This is a genomic window from Pseudomonas sp. WS 5010, from assembly GCF_012985565.1.
Taxonomy (GTDB): Bacteria; Pseudomonadota; Gammaproteobacteria; order Pseudomonadales; family Pseudomonadaceae; genus Aquipseudomonas.
Genome location: NZ_JAAQWQ010000004.1, coordinates 38,002 through 54,014 on the forward strand (window position 1 = coordinate 38,002; position 16,013 = coordinate 54,014).

Sequence of the window (16,013 nt, forward strand, 5' to 3'; positions counted from 1 at the left end):
CAGATATCTGCCAACACTTAACACAACATAGGAGCATTGAAGGGCTTCACCACCCATTCAGTAACTCTGAGTGACTTTTCATGGGTTAAGTTCCGGCGCCCCGGAAAAACTATTGGAAATAACCCTCGGATATTTCCGATCTATAGGCAACGCTGCGACCTCATGCCGCAGCACTGCCGGATAATCAGTGCGCCTGGTCCCAGTTATCGCCCACGCCGACCTCCACCAGCAGCGGCACATCCAGTTGCGCGGCACTGCTCATGTGCTCGCGAATCTTCTCGCTGACTTCAGCCACCAGGTCCTCACGGACCTCGACCACCAATTCATCGTGCACCTGCAGGATGACCTTGGCGTCGAGCCCCGACTCCGTCAGCCAGTTGTCAACCTTGACCATGGCCTTCTTGATGATATCGGCGGCAGTCCCCTGCATCGGCGCGTTGATCGCGGTGCGTTCTGCGCCTGCGCGCTCCTGCGGCTTGTTGGAGTGAATATCCGGCAAGTACAGGCGACGCCCGAACAGGGTTTCCACATAGCCCTGGTCGGAAGCCTGGGCGCGGGTGCGCTCCATGTACTCGCGCACCCCTGGGTAGCGGGCGAAGTACACATCTATATAGGCCTTGGCCGTCTTGGTATCGACGCCAATGTCCTTGCCCAGCTTCTGCGCGCCCATGCCGTAGATCAGGCCGAAGTTGATCGCCTTAGCGCTGCGGCGCTGATCGGACGTGACCTCGTCCAGTTCGACCTTGAACACCTCGGCCGCCGTGGCCGTGTGCACATCCAGGTTGTCGCGAAAGGCGTTGAGCAAGCCTTCGTCCTTGGACAGGTGCGCCATGATCCGCAGCTCGATTTGCGAGTAGTCCGCCGCCAGCAGCTTGTAGCCCTTGGGTGCGACGAACGCCTGGCGGATCCGCCGGCCTTCGGCCGTGCGCACCGGGATGTTCTGCAGGTTCGGATCACTGGACGACAGGCGCCCGGTGGCCGCCACCGCCTGGTGATAAGAGGTATGGATACGCCCGGTACGGGGGTTGATCTGCTCGGGCAAACGATCGGTGTAGGTGCTTTTGAGCTTGCTCATGCTGCGGTACTGCATCAGCACCTTGGGCAATGGATAGTCATCTTCGGCCAGTTTGGCCAGTACTTCCTCGGCGGTAGAGGCCTGGCCCTTGCCAGTCTTCTTCAATACCGGCAGCCCGAGCTTTTCGTAGAGGATAGCCCCCAACTGCTTGGGCGAACCCAGGTTGAACTCCTCGCCGGCGATCTCGTACGCCTGGCGCTCCAGCTCCACCATCTTGTTGCCCAGCTCGATGCTCTGCACGCCAAGCAACGCGGCATCCACCAGGGCACCCTGGCGCTCGATCCGTGCCAGCACCGGCACCAATGGCATCTCGATATCCGTCAGCACGCTGGCCAGGCTCGGCAGGGCGCAGAGCTGCTCATACAGCGCCAGGTGCAGGCGCAGGGTCACATCGGCGTCTTCGGCGGCGTAGGGGCCGGCCTGCTCCAGGGCAATCTGGTCGAAGGTCAGTTGCTTGGCGCCTTTGCCGGCGATGTCCTGGAAGCTGACGGTGTCATGTTCCAGGTACTTCTTCGCCAGGCTGTCCATGTCGTGACGGGTCGCGGTGGAGTTCAGCACGTAGGATTCAAGCATGGTGTCGAAGGCGATGCCGCGCACGGTGATGCCGTGCGCCGGGTCGCCGCCGATGGCGCAATTGGCCAGGATATTCATGTCGAACTTGGCGTGCTGGCCGACCTTGAGCTTGTTCGGGTCTTCCAGCAGCGGCTTGAGGGCCAACAACACCGTATCGCGGTCCAGTTGCTCGGGCACGCCGATGTAGGAATGGGTCAGCGGGATGTAGGCCGCTTCGTTGGCCTGCACGGCAAACGAAACCCCCACCAGTTGCGCCTGCTGGGCGTCGACACCGGTGGTTTCGGTATCGAAGGCAAACAACTTGGCGTCATTGAGTTTTTTCAGCCAGACGTCAAAACGGGCCTGGTCGAGGATGGTCTCGTACTGCGCCTGGACCGGGGCCACAGGCGCCTGGGCCTCAACTGCAACCTGAGCCGGTGCAACGTCCGCGGCGGCCTTGAGCTCGACGCGCTTGGCATCGCGCTGAATCTCGTCGATCCAGCTCTTGAACTCCAGCAGGGTGTACAGCTCCAGCAGCTTCTCGCGATCCGGCTCGATCAGGTGCAAGTCTTCCAGGCCAACATCCAGGGGCACGTCGACCTTGATGGTCGCCAACTGGTAGGACAGGAATGCCATCTCTTTATGCTCTTCCAGCTTGGCCGGCAGGGTCTTGGCCCCACGGATCGGCAAGGTCGGGACAATATCCAGTTGCTCGTACAGCTCTTTCAGGCCGCCGTTCACACCTACCAGCAGCCCCGAAGCGGTCTTAGGACCGATACCTGGAACGCCTGGGATGTTGTCGGAGGAATCGCCCATCAATGCCAGATAGTCGATGATCTGCTCGGGAGCGACCCCAAATTTCTCCTTTACGCCGTCGATGTCCATGGCGCTACCGGTCATGGTGTTGACCAAGGTAATGTGCCCATCGACCAGCTGTGCCATGTCCTTGTCACCCGTGGAGATCACCACCGGGCGGTTGGCGGCAGCACTGCTGCGGGCCAGGGTGCCGATCACGTCATCCGCTTCGACGCCTTCGACGCACAGCAGCGGGAAGCCCAGGGCGATCACGCTCTGGTGCAGCGGCTCGATCTGCACGCGCATGTCATCGGGCATGCTCGGGCGGTTGGCCTTGTATTCGGCGTACATGTCATCGCGAAATGTCCCGCCCTTGGCGTCGAACACGACCGCGAACGGGCTGTCCGGGTACTGCTTGCGCAGGCTTTTGAGCATGTTCAACACGCCCTTGACCGCACCGGTCGGCAGGCCTTTGGACGTGGTCAACGGCGGCAGCGCGTGGAAGGCGCGGTACAGATATGAAGAACCGTCCACCAGGACGAGGGGGGCTTGGCTCATGAGCAGGATCAACCTTTTCGGCGGGTCTGGCGCTAGAATAGCCGGACCAATGACAACAAAGGGACAAGGTTATCATGCGTACATTCAATCGCCTGCTGTTGACCGGCTTGATTGCACTCGCTCCGATGGCTGCCATGGCGGCAGACGACGCTCCCTCGGGAGACCCGCAAGTCACCATTCGCACGGAAGGCGACAAGACCATCCAGGAATACCGCCAAAACGGTTTCCTGTATGCCATCAAGGTAACGCCCAAGGGCGCACCCCCGTACTTTTTGGTGCGCGCGGACGGAACCGATGCGAACTTCATCCGCTCGGACCAGCCGGATATGCTGATCCCGTCATGGAAGATCTTCGAATGGAAATGATTTCTTAACTTTAATCGGCGCCGCGGCCTGCGGCGCCCGTACTGGCAGTTTTAACCATGTCTGTGTTCACCCCCCTGGCTCGGCCCGAGCTGGAAACCTTTCTCGCCCCTTATGGGCTCGGCCGCCTGCTCGATTTCCAGGGGATTGCCGCTGGTAGCGAAAACACCAACTTCTTTATCAGCCTGGAACAGGGCGAATTTGTCCTGACCCTGGTTGAACGCGGCCCCGTGGACGAAATGCCGTTCTTCATCGAACTGCTGGACGTACTCCACGACGCCGACCTGCCCGTGCCTTACGCCCTGCGCACCACCGACGGCGTGGCCCTGCGCGAATTGGCAGGCAAGCCGGCGCTGCTGCAACCGCGCCTGGCGGGCAAGCACATCAAGGAGGCCAATGCCCAGCATTGCGTGCAAGTGGGTGAATTACTCGCTCACCTGCACCTGGCCACCCAGGGCGACAAGGTGCTGGAGCGCAAGACCGATCGCGGGCTGGATTGGATGCTCGACGAGGGCACGCAGCTGATCTCGCACCTCGACGCCCACCAACAGCAACTGTTGCAAATGGCGCTGGATGAAATCCAGCAGCTCAAAGGGCAGATCCTCACGCTGCCACGGGCCAATATCCACGCCGACCTGTTTCGCGACAACGCGATGTTCGAAGGCACCCACCTGACCGGGTTGATCGACTTCTATAACGCATGCTCCGGGCCAATGCTGTACGACGTGGCGATTGCCCTCAATGACTGGTGCTCGGACGCCGCCGGGGTGATCGACGGCCACCGCGCCCGCGCACTGCTGGGCGCCTATGCGGCACTGCGGCCGTTCAGCACCAGGGAAGCCGAGCTGTGGCCGACGATGCTGCGCGTGGCGTGTGTGCGGTTCTGGCTGTCCCGCCTGATTGCAGCAGAGACGTTTGCGGGGCAGGACGTGCTGATTCACGATCCGGTGGAGCTTCAACAGCTGCTGGAACAACGCCAGCAGGTCACCCTCCAGCTGCCGCTCGCCCTCTAACGCTGTGGGAGCGGGCTTGCCCGCGATGAGGCGTGTCAGTCACCTAATGAGCGCCTGATACACCGCCATCGCGGGCAAGCCCGCTCCCACATTGGTTTGGCGGTGTGCCTACAGTGACTCCAGGCACCCTGCCAAATCATTGCCCAGCTTCTCCAGCAACTGCTCATACCCCTGGCCCGTGGCCGGGGTGTAGCCGCCCAGGGCATCCAACTCCGCCAGCTTCACCGGCAGGCCGGCGACCAGAGTCTCGGCCAGGCGCGGGCGCAAGGGTGGCTCGCTGAACACACAGGTCTTACCCACTTCCTGCAAGCGCGTGCGCATCGCCGCCACATGCTGGGCGCCGGGCTGCACTTCGGCGGCCACGCTGAACACACCGGTGTGCTTGAGGCCGTAGGCATCTTCAAAGTAGTCGAAGGCTTCGTGGAACACGAAGTAAGGCTTGCCGGCGATACCCGCCAGGCGCGCTTTCAAACGCAGGTCCAAGGCATCCAGGCGCCCGTTGAACGCTTGCAGGTTGCTCTGGTAGCGCTCTGCATTGGCGGGGTCAGCCGCGCTCAAGTCCGCCGCCATCCTGGCCGCAATCACCCGCGCATTCACCGGCGACAACCACAAGTGGGCATCCAGGCTGCCAGGGCGATGATCGTGGTCATGGTCGTCGGCTTCTTCGCCATGGGAGTGATTATCTTCGGCGAAATGCCGCAGCTTCAGGCCCGGCAGTTCCTGCACGGCCACCGTGGGCAAGTTGCGACCCTTGAGGACCCGTGGCAGGAAGCCTTCCATGTCCGGACCGATCCAATACAGCAGATCCACCGATTGCACACGCCGTACGTCGGATGGGCGCAATGCATAGTTATGCGGCGAGGCTCCGGGTGGCAACAACACCTCTGGAACCGCCACGCCGTCCTGCACAGCGGCGGCAATCAGCTGTAAGGGTTTGATGCTGGTGAGCACCCGAACCTCGGCCTGGGCAGCCCCGGCAATCAATAAACTGGTGACAAATACGACAAAAACGGCAAAAAGTCGGGACACGATGAGCACTCAAGTCAGCAGGAACGGGTAACATAATAACGTCTCTCACAAATATCTGTCGCCGCTCATGCCTAAAACACCGCTTGCCAGCCGTCCCCACGACCACTCTCACTGCGTGCACAACGCACTGTCGGAGGCCGACGCCCTGTGCGCACGCCAAGGCCTGCGCCTGACCGCCCTGCGCCGGCGAGTGCTGGAACTGGTGTGGCAGAGCCACAAGCCGCTGGGTGCCTACGACATTCTCGGCGTGCTCAGCGAGCAGGACGGTCGCCGCGCCGCGCCGCCCACGGTGTACCGTGCGCTGGACTTCCTGCTGGAAAACGGCCTGGTGCACCGCATCGCCTCGTTGAACGCCTTTGTCGGCTGCAACCACCCGGAGCACGCGCACCAGGGCCAGTTCCTGATCTGCCGCGAGTGCCACGCCGCCATCGAGCTTGAACAAAAAAGCATCAGCGACGCGATTATCAAGAGTGCCGGCGATGTCGGCTTCCGAGTCGAAGGGCAGACCGTCGAAGTGGTTGGCATCTGCTCGGGCTGCCAGGGGGCTTGATGAGCACTGCGCTAATCCGCCTGGAACAGGTCGGCGTCACATTCGCCGACCAGAACGTGTTGGACAACATTGACCTGAGCGTCGAGCCGGGGCAGATCGTCACCCTGATCGGCCCCAACGGCGCCGGCAAGACCACCCTGGTGCGCGCCGTGCTAGGCCTGCTCAAGCCCGACAGCGGCAGTGTCTGGCGCAAGCCCAAGCTGCGCATCGGCTATATGCCGCAGAAACTGCACGTTGACCCAACCCTGCCACTGTCGGTGCTGCGCTTCCTGCGCCTGGTGCCCGGCGTGGACCGCACCCGCGCCCTGGCCGCGCTCAAGGAAGTGGGGGCCGAGCAGGTCATCGACAGCCCGGTGCAAAGTATCTCCGGTGGCGAGATGCAGCGCGTACTGCTAGCCCGGGCCCTGCTGCGCGAGCCCGAATTGCTGGTGCTCGATGAACCGGTGCAAGGCGTCGACGTTGCCGGCCAGGCCGAGCTCTACAGCCTGATCACCCGCCTGCGCGACCGGCATGGCTGCGGCGTGCTGATGGTGTCCCACGATCTGCACCTGGTGATGAGCACTACCGACCAGGTGGTGTGCCTCAACCGCCACGTCTGCTGCTCCGGCCACCCGGAACAGGTCAGCGGCGACCCGGCCTTCGTCGAGCTGTTCGGCAAGAATGCGCAGAGCCTGGCGATTTACCACCACCGTCACGATCATGCCCATGACCTGCATGGCGCGGTGGTTGCCGATCCGATCGCCCCTCATACCCACGTCCACGGAGATGGCTGCAAGCATGGCTGATTTTCTGCTCTACGCCCTGCTTGCAGGCTTGGCTTTGGCGCTGGTGGCGGGCCCGTTGGGCTCGTTCGTGGTCTGGCGGCGCATGGCCTACTTTGGCGACACCTTGTCCCACGCGGCCCTGCTCGGCGTGGCCCTGGGCTTTTTGCTGGACGTCAGCCCGACCATCGCGGTAACCGTCGGCTGCCTGCTGCTGGCAGTGCTGCTGGTGACCCTGCAACAGCGCCAGCCCCTGGCCTCGGACACGCTACTGGGGATCCTCGCGCCGAGCACCCTGTCCCTGGGCCTGGTAGTGCTGAGTTTTATGCATGAAGTACGTATCGACCTGATGGCCTACCTGTTCGGCGACCTGCTAGCGATCAGCCCCACGGACCTGGCCTGGATTCTCGGCGGCAGCGCGGCAGTATTGATCCTGCTCGTGGCCCTGTGGCGCCCGCTGCTGGCAATTACCGTCCACGAACAACTGGCCACCGTCGAAGGCTTGCCAGTACCCGCACTGCGCATGACCCTGATGTTGCTGATCGCCGTGGTGATCGCTGTCGCAATGAAGATTGTCGGCGTATTGTTGATCACGTCGCTGTTGATCATCCCCGCCGCAGCCGCCCAGCGTCATGCCCGTTCGCCGGAACAGATGGCGGTCGGCGCCAGTTTGCTGGGGATGCTTGCCGTGTGTGGTGGCCTGGCGCTGTCCTGGTTCAAGGACACCCCGGCCGGGCCGTCGATTGTGGTCACGGCCGCCGCACTGTTTCTGCTGAGTTTTGTCCTGCCCCGCCGAGGGGTGTAGACTTGCTCGCTTTTTGCGCAATTAGAGAGTCGCAGGAATGAAGCCGTTCACCTCCCGTTATCTGCTCCTTGCCGCATTTTCCCTGCTGCTGGGCGCCTGCCAAAGCTCCCCGCCCGTCGCCCCCGAGGCACCGGACGCGCGCGCTGCGGCCATTGCACAGCTGGAACAAAACCTGGCCAGCAGTGAGCTGGCTACCGCCGAAGACCAACTGGCGGCCTTGCAGGCCCAATCGCCTGACGATCCGGCGCTGGAGCCTTATCAGCGCCAACTGGCCGAAGCCTATTTGCAGCGCAGCCAGATCGTCCTGCAAAAAGGTGATGTCAACGCCGCCGCTACGGCCTTGAGCCGCGCCCGGGCCTTGATGCCCAAGGCTCCGGCGCTGACTGGCGGGGTCAACAGCGCCATCGCCCACGCCCGCAAAGCCGAGCTGGATAAAGCCGAAGCCGCCCTGAAAGCTGCCGAAGCCAAGCCACCGGCCAAGGTCATCGACCCCTCCGCCGAGAGCACCACGGTTGCGCTGAACCTCACGGATATCCAGCAATTGCGCCATCAACTGGATGCCATCGCCACCGATGTGGTGAATTACCAGTGTGACGTGAGCATCCAGGTGCCGCGCACCGAGGATTACCCGTGGCTGAACACGCTGTTGACTAAACGAGTGAAGCGGATTGACTCAGGGTATGACCTGAAGATCCACCGGCAGATTCTCAAACACATACCGGCCCAGGTGGTGCTGATTCCGCGTAAGGCGGACTGACGCCCATCGCCGGCAAGCCGGCCCCCACAGTGCAATACATTTCAACGTGGGAGCCGGCTTGCCGGCGATGAGGCCCTGTCAAACAACCAGAAACTTAAGCCGGAACCGCCTTGGCCCTAGGCTCGCGCTCCCACACCCGATGCTGGGCAATCGCCGCAATAAACGCCTTCAACGCCTTGGCATCACCGCCCACAATCAACCCCGCATCCACCTCCAGCTTCAACACTTCCAGCAACTGCTTCGCCTCACCGGCCAAGGCAATCGCCTTCAAGTGCTTGTAGGCCTCCAGCAGGTAATGCAACGCCACGCCATCGCCGCTCAATGCCTGGATCGACTTCGCCCCGCCCGGCACAAACACCGCATCGAATGCCACCGACGGCAAGCCTTCCATCGACGCGTCCACCGCCAGGCTCTTGCCATCGGCCGTAGTGACCGGCGCCGAGGTCGGCCCGAGCAACTTGGCATGGGCACCTTCTGCGGCCAGCGCCTTCTTCAGCGCGGCAATCGCGGCACCATCCACACCATTGGCGGCCAGGATCGCCACCTTGCGCGTCTTGATATTGCCCGCCAGCAAGTTGGCCTGGCTCAAGGCCGGCGAGCGCTCTGGCGCGGTCTTGCGCACCGGCACGGTGCCTTTTTTCGGTGCCGGCAGGCCCAGGTTTTGCGCCACACGCTTGGCCAGCCCGAGGTCGATATTGGCCAGGATCTCATTGACCTGGCGCGCCCGGATAAACTCACGCTCGACCTTGCCCAGCTCAAAGCTATAGGCCGCGATGATGTGTTCCTGCTCGTGCTTGCTCATGCTGTTGAAAAACAGGCGCGCCTGGGAAAAGTGATCGCCAAAGGACTCACTGCGCTCGCGGATCTTGTGCGCGTCGATACGCTCCGGGTAGGACTCGAAACCACCGTCCTGCGCTGCCGGCGCAGTTTCTTTCGGCCAGCCGCCGTCGATGGAGTTCGGCTCGTACGCGGCACGACCTTTATCGATGGTGCTGCGGTGCATGGCATCGCGCTGGTTGTTATGCAGCGGCGTCAGCGGCTGATTGATCGGCAACTGGTGAAAGTTCGGGCCACCTAGTCGGCTGATCTGCGTATCGGTGTAGGAAAACAGGCGACCTTGCAGCAGCGGGTCATTGGAGAAATCGATACCCGGCACGATATGCCCCGGGCAGAACGCGACCTGTTCGACTTCGGCGAAGAAGTTGTCCGGGTTGCGATTGAGCACCATCTTGCCCAGCGGGGTGATGGGCACCAACTCTTCAGGGATCAGCTTGGTCGGGTCGAGAATATCGAAGTCGAACGCGTGCTCCTTATCTTCCGGAATCACCTGTACGCCCAATTCCCACTCCGGGTAATCGCCCATCTCGATCGCATCCCACAGGTCGCGACGATGGTAATCGGTATCTTTACCGGCCAGCTTTTGCGCCTCATCCCACACCAGGGAGCAGGTGCCCGCCGTCGGACGCCAGTGGAATTTGACGAAGTTGGATTGACCCTCGGCATTCACCAGGCGGAACGTGTGCACCCCAAAACCCTGCATGCTGCGTAGGCTTTTTGGAATGGCGCGGTCGGACATCGCCCAGATCACCATGTGCGCCGATTCCGGCTGCAGCGAGACAAAATCCCAGAAAGTATCGTGGGCCGAGCCGCCGGTAGGAATTTCGTTGTGCGGCTCAGGTTTTACCGCATGCACGAAGTCAGGAAACTTGATCGCGTCCTGAATGAAAAATACCGGCATGTTGTTGCCCACCAGGTCGAAGTTGCCTTCGTCGGTGAAGAACTTCACGGCAAAGCCGCGCACATCACGCACCGTATCGCCTGAACCACGTGGGCCCTGCACCGTGGAAAAGCGCGTGAACACCGGGGTTTTACGGCCAGGGTCACGTAAAAAGCCCGCCTTGGTCAGCGCCGAATGGTTTTCATAGGTCTGGAAGTAGCCATGGGCGCCAGTGCCGCGGGCGTGCACGATGCGCTCCGGGATACGCTCGTGGTCAAAGTGCGTGATCTTTTCACGCATGATGAAATCTTCCAGCAGCGAAGGCCCGCGCGCGCCGACTTTCAACGTGTTCTGGTTATCGGAGATTTTCACCCCCTGATTAGTGCGCAGCGCCTGGCCGGTGGCGTCAGAACGAGACTTCTCCAGGCTTTGCAGCTTGGCATTGGTGTTGCCACGGTCCAGGGTATCGGTGCCTGCAAGCTCGCTCTTGGGCGGCGTAGCGGGTTTTTTGGTACTCATCAGACAAAACTCCTCGTTTGCGTAGGCCAGAGCGGTCCCTGGCTCGTTTGAGCAAAACCCCGGGCACGGCACCCGGGAAATCGAGTTGCTTAAGTAGTGACTGACGGGATTTTTTACCGTTCCTTTTTTATGACCTTTGATCGCGTTATTGCCAAATCGCTGGTTGAATACGAAATAAATGCTAAGAAACACTATACGGACAGGCTAAAATGCGCGCCCGGCTAACCGCTGATCCCTTTTCAATGCGCCCCACAAGGTTCGCTACGTGATCGAGTTTCATAACGTCCATAAAACCTACCGGGTCGCCGGCAAGGATATCCCCGCACTGCATCCCACCAGCCTGCGCGTCGAGAACGGCCAGGTGTTTGGCCTGATCGGCCATTCCGGCGCGGGAAAAAGTACTCTGCTGCGCCTGATCAATCGCCTCGAAGAGCCTTCGGGCGGCCAGATCCAGGTGGATGGCGAAGAAGTCACCGCCCTGGATGCCAACGGCCTGCGCCGTTTCCGGCAGCAGGTCGGGATGATCTTCCAGCACTTCAACCTGCTGGCCTCCAAGACCGTTGCCGACAACGTCGCGCTGCCGCTGACCCTGGCGGGCGAACTGTCGCGCCGCGAGATCGATGCGCGCGTGGCCGAACTGCTGGACCGGGTCGGCCTCGCCGACCACGCCAAAAAGTACCCGGCGCAACTGTCCGGCGGCCAGAAGCAGCGCGTCGGCATTGCCCGTGCCCTGGCCACCAAGCCGAAAATCCTGCTGTGCGACGAAGCCACCAGCGCCCTCGACCCACAGACCACCGCCTCGGTCCTGCAATTGCTGGCCGAGATCAACCGCGAGCTGAAGCTGACCATCGTGCTGATCACCCATGAAATGGACGTGATCCGCCGTGTCTGCGACCAGGTCGCGGTGATGGATGCCGGGGTGATTGTCGAGCAAGGCCCGGTGGCCCAGGTGTTTCTGCACCCCACGCACCCGACCACCAAGCGCTTTGTGCAAGAAGCCGAGCAGGTCGATGAAGGTGAGCAGCGCGATGTGTTCGCCCATGTGCCGGGCCGCATCGTGCGCCTGACGTTCCAGGGCGAAGCGACCTACGCGCCACTGCTGGGTACCGTCGCCCGCGAAACGGGTGTGGACTACAGCATCCTTGCCGGTCGCATCGACCACATCAAAGATACCCCTTACGGGCAACTGACCCTGGCCATCACCGGCGGTGACATGGAAGCGGCGTTCGCGCGCTTTACCGCCGCCGATGTGCACATGGAGGTCCTGCGTTAATGGACGTGTTACTGCATTATTTCGACAACGTCGACTGGGCTGATATCTGGGTGGCCACCAACGACACCCTGCTGATGCTCGGCACCTCGCTGTTTTTCACCGTGCTGGTGGGCCTGCCGCTGGGCATCCTGCTGTTTCTCTTCAGCCCACGGCAGTTGCTGGAGCAGAAAACCACCTATGCCGCCCTGGCCTTCGTGGTCAACGCCATACGTTCGCTGCCGTTTATCATTCTGCTGATCGTGATGATCCCGACGACCGTGTTCCTCACGGGCACTTCGCTGGGCGTGGCCGGCGCGATTCCACCGCTGGTGGTAGGCGCTTCGACGTTCTTCGCGCGGCTGGTGGAAACCGCCCTGCGCGAGGTCGATCGCGGCATCATCGAGGCGACCCAGGCCATGGGCGCGACCACCCGGCAGATCATCACCAAGGCGCTGCTGCCCGAGGCAAAGCCGGGCATCATTGCTGCAATCACCGTGACCGCCATTGCCCTGGTGGGCTACACCGCCATGGCGGGTGTGGTGGGTGCCGGTGGCCTGGGCGACCTGGCGATCCGCTATGGCTACCAGCGTTTCCAGGATGACGTCATGGTCGTGACCGTGGTGATGTTGATTGTGCTGGTGCAGATTCTGCAAACCATCGGCGATAAGCTGGTGACCCACTATTCTCGAAAATAACGGCCATTGCCGGCCCTCGCCGGCATGCCCGAACAAGGAGCTTGTTGGATGAAAAAACTACTGGTTGCTTTCGCCGCGGTTGCCGCATTTTCCGCCCACGCCGCCGAGACCCTGACGGTCGCCGCGACCCCGGTGCCGCATGCTGAGATCCTTGAGTTCGTGAAGCCGGCCCTGGCCGCGCAAGGCGTGGACCTGAAGGTCAAGGTGTTCACCGACTACGTGCAGCCGAACGTACAAGTGGCCGAAAAACGCCTGGACGCCAACTTCTTCCAGCACCAGCCGTACCTGGATGAGTTCAACAAGGCCAAGGGCACCCACCTGGTGAGCGTCGCCGGCGTGCACCTGGAGCCGCTGGGCGCGTACTCCAGCAAGTACAAGAGCCTGGCCGAGCTGCCGAACGGCGCCAACGTGGTGATCCCCAACGACGCCACCAACGGCGGCCGCGCGCTATTGCTGCTGGCCAGCAAGGGCCTGATCACCTTGAAGAACCCGACCGATATCCTGTCGACCATCAAGGACATCACCGGCAACGAAAAAGGCCTGAAATTCCGCGAACTGGAAGCCGCCACCCTGCCGCGCGTGCTGACCCAGGTCGACCTGGCCCTGATCAACACCAACTACGCCCTGGAAGCCAAGCTGGACCCGTCCAAGGATGCCCTGGCGATCGAAGGCAACGACTCGCCTTACGTCAATATCCTGGTGACCCGCGAGGACAACAAGGATTCGGACGCGGTGCAAAAACTGGTCAAAGCCCTGCACACTCCGGAAGTGAAGAAATTCATCAACGAGAAGTACAAAGGCGCGATCCTGCCGGCGTTTGATCTGAAAGACGATCTCTGAAGCCGAGCAAAGCAAAATGTGGGAGCTGGCTTGCCTGCGATCGCGGTGGGTCAGCAACCAAGAGGCTGGCTGACCTGGCGCTATCGCAGGTAAGCCAGCTCCCACACTTGATCTGTGTTGTCAGCTCAGTTGCGCTGCAACAACCCCGGCAACTGCGCCACCAGCTTCTGGTTATTCAACGGCGCACGGATAAACCCGCGCTGGCTGCCATCCGGGCCGATCAATGCCAGGTTGCCGCTGTGGTCGACGGTGTAGTTCGGCTTGCTGGTGTCGGCCGGAATGAACGGAATGCTCACCGCATTCGAGACCTTCTGCACATCCTCCACATTCGCCCCGGTCAACCCTGCAAATTGCGGATCGAAGTAGCTCAAGTACTGCTTGAGCTGGGTCGGGGTATCGCGATGCGGGTCAACGCTGACCAGGATCACCTGCAGCTTATCCACCACGTCCTTGGGCAGCTCGCTCTTGATCTGCCGCAGTTGGGCCAGGGTGGTCGGGCAGATATCCGGGCAGAAGGTGTAGCCAAAGAACAGCACGCTCCACTTGCCCTTCAACTCATTGACCAGCACCGGCTGGCCGTCCTGGTTGGTCATGGTCACGGGCGGCAGCTGGCGGCTTTGCGGCAGCAGGATAATGCCCGCGTCGATCAATGCCGTAGGGTCGCCCTGGCCCTTGCCAGACAGCACTTTGTTGACGGTCAGGCCCATGATCAACGCCACGACGGCCACCAGGATAAAGACAGTTTTTTGAGTTCGAGTCATAGGTTCAACAATAAGTAGTGGTCTACGAGCAGGGCGATAAATAGCAAAAACAGGTACCAGATAGAGTACTTGAAGGTATTGATCGCCGCGTGCGGCCGACTGCCACGGTACAGCACCCAGGCCCATTGCAGAAAGCGCGCACCCAGAACCAGCGCACAACCGAGGTACAACAGCCCGCTCATGTGGATCACATAGGGCATCAGGCTCACCGCCAGCAGCGCGAAGGTGTACAGCAGGATATGCACCTTGGTGTAGTGCTCGCCGTGGGTCACCGGCAGCATCGGGATATCGGCCTTGGCGTACTCCTCCTTGCGATGGATGGCCAGGGCCCAGAAGTGCGGCGGGGTCCAGGCGAAGATGATCAGCACCAGCAGCAACGGCTCGGCGCTCACATGGCCGGTGACCGCCACCCAGCCGAGCAATGGTGGCGCCGCGCCGGCCAGGCCGCCGATCACGATGTTCTGCGGTGTCGCGCGCTTGAGAAAGCCGGTGTAGATCACCGCATAGCCCAGCAGCGAGGCCAGGGTCAGCCAGGCCGCCAACGGGTTGGTAAACGCCAGCAGCAACGCCAGCCCGGCCACCGCCAGCGCCAGGGCAAACGTCAGCGCGGCAGCCGGGGAAACCCGGCCTTCAGCCAACGGCCGCTTGTGGGTGCGCGCCATCAGCGCGTCAATGCGCCGGTCCACCACATGGTTGACCGCTGCGGCACCACCGGCACACAGGGCAATCCCCAGGTTGCCGAAGATCAGCACCGGCCACGGCACCCCGGCGCGGGTGGCGAGAAACATGCCTACCAGCGAGGTAATCAGCATCAGCACCACCACCTTGGGCTTGGTCAGCTCCAGGTAGTCGCGCCAGATCGCCTGGCCGGGACGCTCGCCAATCAAGGTCGCCATGGCATCTCTCCTTTAAGGGTGATCAGGCCCGCAACCTGTTTGCGCGGGCTGAAGCGCCAACCGAACGGCACTTGGTGGCGGACCCGCACCAGGCTGGTACGGGCGTGGTAATTGACCAGCACCAGGGTCAGCAACAACGCTGCGCCGCCGGCGTTATGGGCGACCGCCACCGGCAGCGGCAAATGAAAGTACACATTGCTCAGGCCCAGGCCGATCTGCACGGCCAGGGCAACCAGCAGCAGGCCCGCCAGGCGGGTCATGCCCACCGCCTTGAGCTGCCAGGCCAGGCCCAGCAGCGCCACAGTCACCACCAGCGCGCCCAGGCGATGGGTCAGGTGAATCGCCGTGCGTGCATCACTGTCCAGTTGCCCGCCCAGGTAGTTGGGGCCGATATGCTGGGTCAGGTGAAAGCCATTGGCAAAGTCCGCTGCCGGCCACCACTCACCATGACAGGTCGGCAAATCGATACAGGCCACCGCCGCATAGTTGGAACTGACCCAGCCACCGAGGGCGATCTGCCCGATCACCAGCACCAGGCCGGCCGTGGCCCAATACTGCAGGCGCCGGGGCACGATCAGCGCCGGCAACACCCCGGACAAACGCAGGGTCAGCAGAAACAACAGGCTCAAGGTCGCGAAGCCACCCAGTAAATGCCCGGTGACCACCTGCGGCCACAGCTTGAGCGTCACCGTCCACATGCCAAAGGCCGCCTGGGCGAGCACCACCGCCAGCAGAAACAACGGCAGCTTCAAGGGCTGCCCCGGATGCCGGCGATGAGTCCAGGCGCGGGTGGCCAACAGCGCGATCAGCAGCCCCAGGGTGCCTGCTGCATAGCGATGGATCATCTCGTTCCAGCCCTTGTCGGCCTCCACCGGCGTGTCCGGGAAGTGCAACTCGGCATGGGCCAACTGGGCCTCGCTTTTCGGCACGCTGATAAAGCCATAGCAACCCGGCCAGTCCGGGCAACCGAGGCCGGCATGGGTCAGGCGCGTGTAGGCGCCCAGCAGCACCACAATCAGCGCCAGCAGGGTGGCAAACAGCGCGAGGCGAAATCCAGGTTTGGCCATGACGATGCC

15 protein-coding genes are annotated in these 16,013 nt (G+C 62.1%); 9 read left to right on the top strand and 6 right to left on the bottom strand.

From position 1 onward, the window contains the following. Positions 1-184 precede the first annotated feature (184 nt). Positions 185-2,980 (bottom strand): DNA polymerase I, encoded by a 2,796-nt coding sequence (gene polA, locus HBO11_RS13265; protein ID WP_169954119.1) that lies wholly within the window; start codon positions 2,978-2,980, stop codon positions 185-187. Between the two features lie 74 nt (positions 2,981-3,054). Between polA and HBO11_RS13270 the strand changes: the two genes are divergently transcribed. Together HBO11_RS13270 and HBO11_RS13275 are read left to right on the top strand one after the other, a co-directional pair. Then, complete coding sequence (locus tag HBO11_RS13270) at positions 3,055-3,345, top strand: DUF2782 domain-containing protein (protein ID WP_104911281.1); 291 nt, start codon at positions 3,055-3,057, stop codon at positions 3,343-3,345. A gap of 56 nt (positions 3,346-3,401) precedes the next feature. Next, a complete protein-coding gene (locus HBO11_RS13275) occupies positions 3,402-4,355 on the top strand; it encodes a homoserine kinase (protein ID WP_169954118.1) in 954 nt (317 codons plus the stop codon). 108 nt (positions 4,356-4,463) lie between these two features. Here the strand turns inward: HBO11_RS13275 and HBO11_RS13280 are convergent, their stop codons facing one another. Beyond that, entirely contained in the window at positions 4,464-5,393 is a 930-nt protein-coding gene (locus HBO11_RS13280) for a zinc ABC transporter substrate-binding protein (protein WP_169954117.1), read from the bottom strand. Positions 5,394-5,439: 46 nt separating this feature from the next. Between HBO11_RS13280 and HBO11_RS13285 the strand changes: the two genes are divergently transcribed. The 4 genes from HBO11_RS13285 to HBO11_RS13300 are packed head-to-tail and all read left to right on the top strand — an operon-like array spanning position 5,440 to position 8,257. Beyond that, positions 5,440-5,934, top strand: coding sequence for a Fur family transcriptional regulator (locus HBO11_RS13285; RefSeq protein ID WP_169851371.1), 495 nt, complete (start codon positions 5,440-5,442; stop codon positions 5,932-5,934). Next, the gene (gene znuC, locus HBO11_RS13290; RefSeq protein ID WP_169954116.1) at positions 5,934-6,719 is read left to right on the top strand and encodes a zinc ABC transporter ATP-binding protein ZnuC; all 786 of its coding nucleotides are present in this window, start codon (positions 5,934-5,936) and stop codon (positions 6,717-6,719) included. Before HBO11_RS13285 ends, znuC begins: the two co-directional genes overlap by 1 nt. Next, the gene (gene znuB / locus HBO11_RS13295; RefSeq protein ID WP_029290341.1) at positions 6,712-7,500 is read left to right on the top strand and encodes a zinc ABC transporter permease subunit ZnuB; all 789 of its coding nucleotides are present in this window, start codon (positions 6,712-6,714) and stop codon (positions 7,498-7,500) included. Before znuC ends, znuB begins: the two co-directional genes overlap by 8 nt. Before the next feature lie 37 nt (positions 7,501-7,537). Beyond that, positions 7,538-8,257 (top strand): PA5502 family lipoprotein, encoded by a 720-nt coding sequence (locus tag HBO11_RS13300; RefSeq protein WP_169954115.1) that lies wholly within the window; start codon positions 7,538-7,540, stop codon positions 8,255-8,257. A 94-nt stretch (positions 8,258-8,351) separates the two neighbouring features. On the opposite strand, the gene katE is transcribed toward HBO11_RS13300, so the two are convergent. Next, complete coding sequence (gene katE, locus HBO11_RS13305; protein WP_262376969.1) at positions 8,352-10,523, bottom strand: catalase HPII; 2,172 nt, start codon at positions 10,521-10,523, stop codon at positions 8,352-8,354. 235 nt (positions 10,524-10,758) lie between these two features. On the opposite strand from katE, the gene HBO11_RS13310 reads away from it, so the two are divergent. The 3 genes from HBO11_RS13310 to HBO11_RS13320 are packed head-to-tail and all read left to right on the top strand — an operon-like array spanning position 10,759 to position 13,280. Further along, positions 10,759-11,766 (top strand): methionine ABC transporter ATP-binding protein, encoded by a 1,008-nt coding sequence (locus tag HBO11_RS13310; protein ID WP_169954114.1) that lies wholly within the window; start codon positions 10,759-10,761, stop codon positions 11,764-11,766. Beyond that, positions 11,766-12,440 (top strand): methionine ABC transporter permease, encoded by a 675-nt coding sequence (locus HBO11_RS13315; protein ID WP_169954113.1) that lies wholly within the window; start codon positions 11,766-11,768, stop codon positions 12,438-12,440. Before HBO11_RS13310 ends, HBO11_RS13315 begins: the two co-directional genes overlap by 1 nt. A gap of 48 nt (positions 12,441-12,488) precedes the next feature. After that, positions 12,489-13,280, top strand: coding sequence for a MetQ/NlpA family ABC transporter substrate-binding protein (locus HBO11_RS13320; protein ID WP_169954112.1), 792 nt, complete (start codon positions 12,489-12,491; stop codon positions 13,278-13,280). A 125-nt stretch (positions 13,281-13,405) separates the two neighbouring features. Here the strand turns inward: HBO11_RS13320 and HBO11_RS13325 are convergent, their stop codons facing one another. The 3 genes from HBO11_RS13325 to HBO11_RS13335 are packed head-to-tail and all read right to left on the bottom strand — an operon-like array spanning position 13,406 to position 16,004. Beyond that, positions 13,406-14,041 carry an SCO family protein gene (locus HBO11_RS13325; protein WP_169954111.1) on the bottom strand — a complete coding sequence of 212 codons (636 nt, stop codon included), beginning with the start codon at positions 14,039-14,041 and terminating at the stop codon, positions 13,406-13,408. Further along, positions 14,038-14,937 carry a heme o synthase gene (gene cyoE / locus HBO11_RS13330; RefSeq protein WP_169954110.1) on the bottom strand — a complete coding sequence of 300 codons (900 nt, stop codon included), beginning with the start codon at positions 14,935-14,937 and terminating at the stop codon, positions 14,038-14,040. The genes HBO11_RS13325 and cyoE overlap by 4 nt, the downstream gene beginning before the upstream one ends. Then, a complete protein-coding gene (locus HBO11_RS13335; RefSeq protein ID WP_169954109.1) occupies positions 14,925-16,004 on the bottom strand; it encodes a COX15/CtaA family protein in 1,080 nt (359 codons plus the stop codon). Before HBO11_RS13335 ends, cyoE begins: the two co-directional genes overlap by 13 nt. Positions 16,005-16,013: the final 9 nt, after the last annotated feature.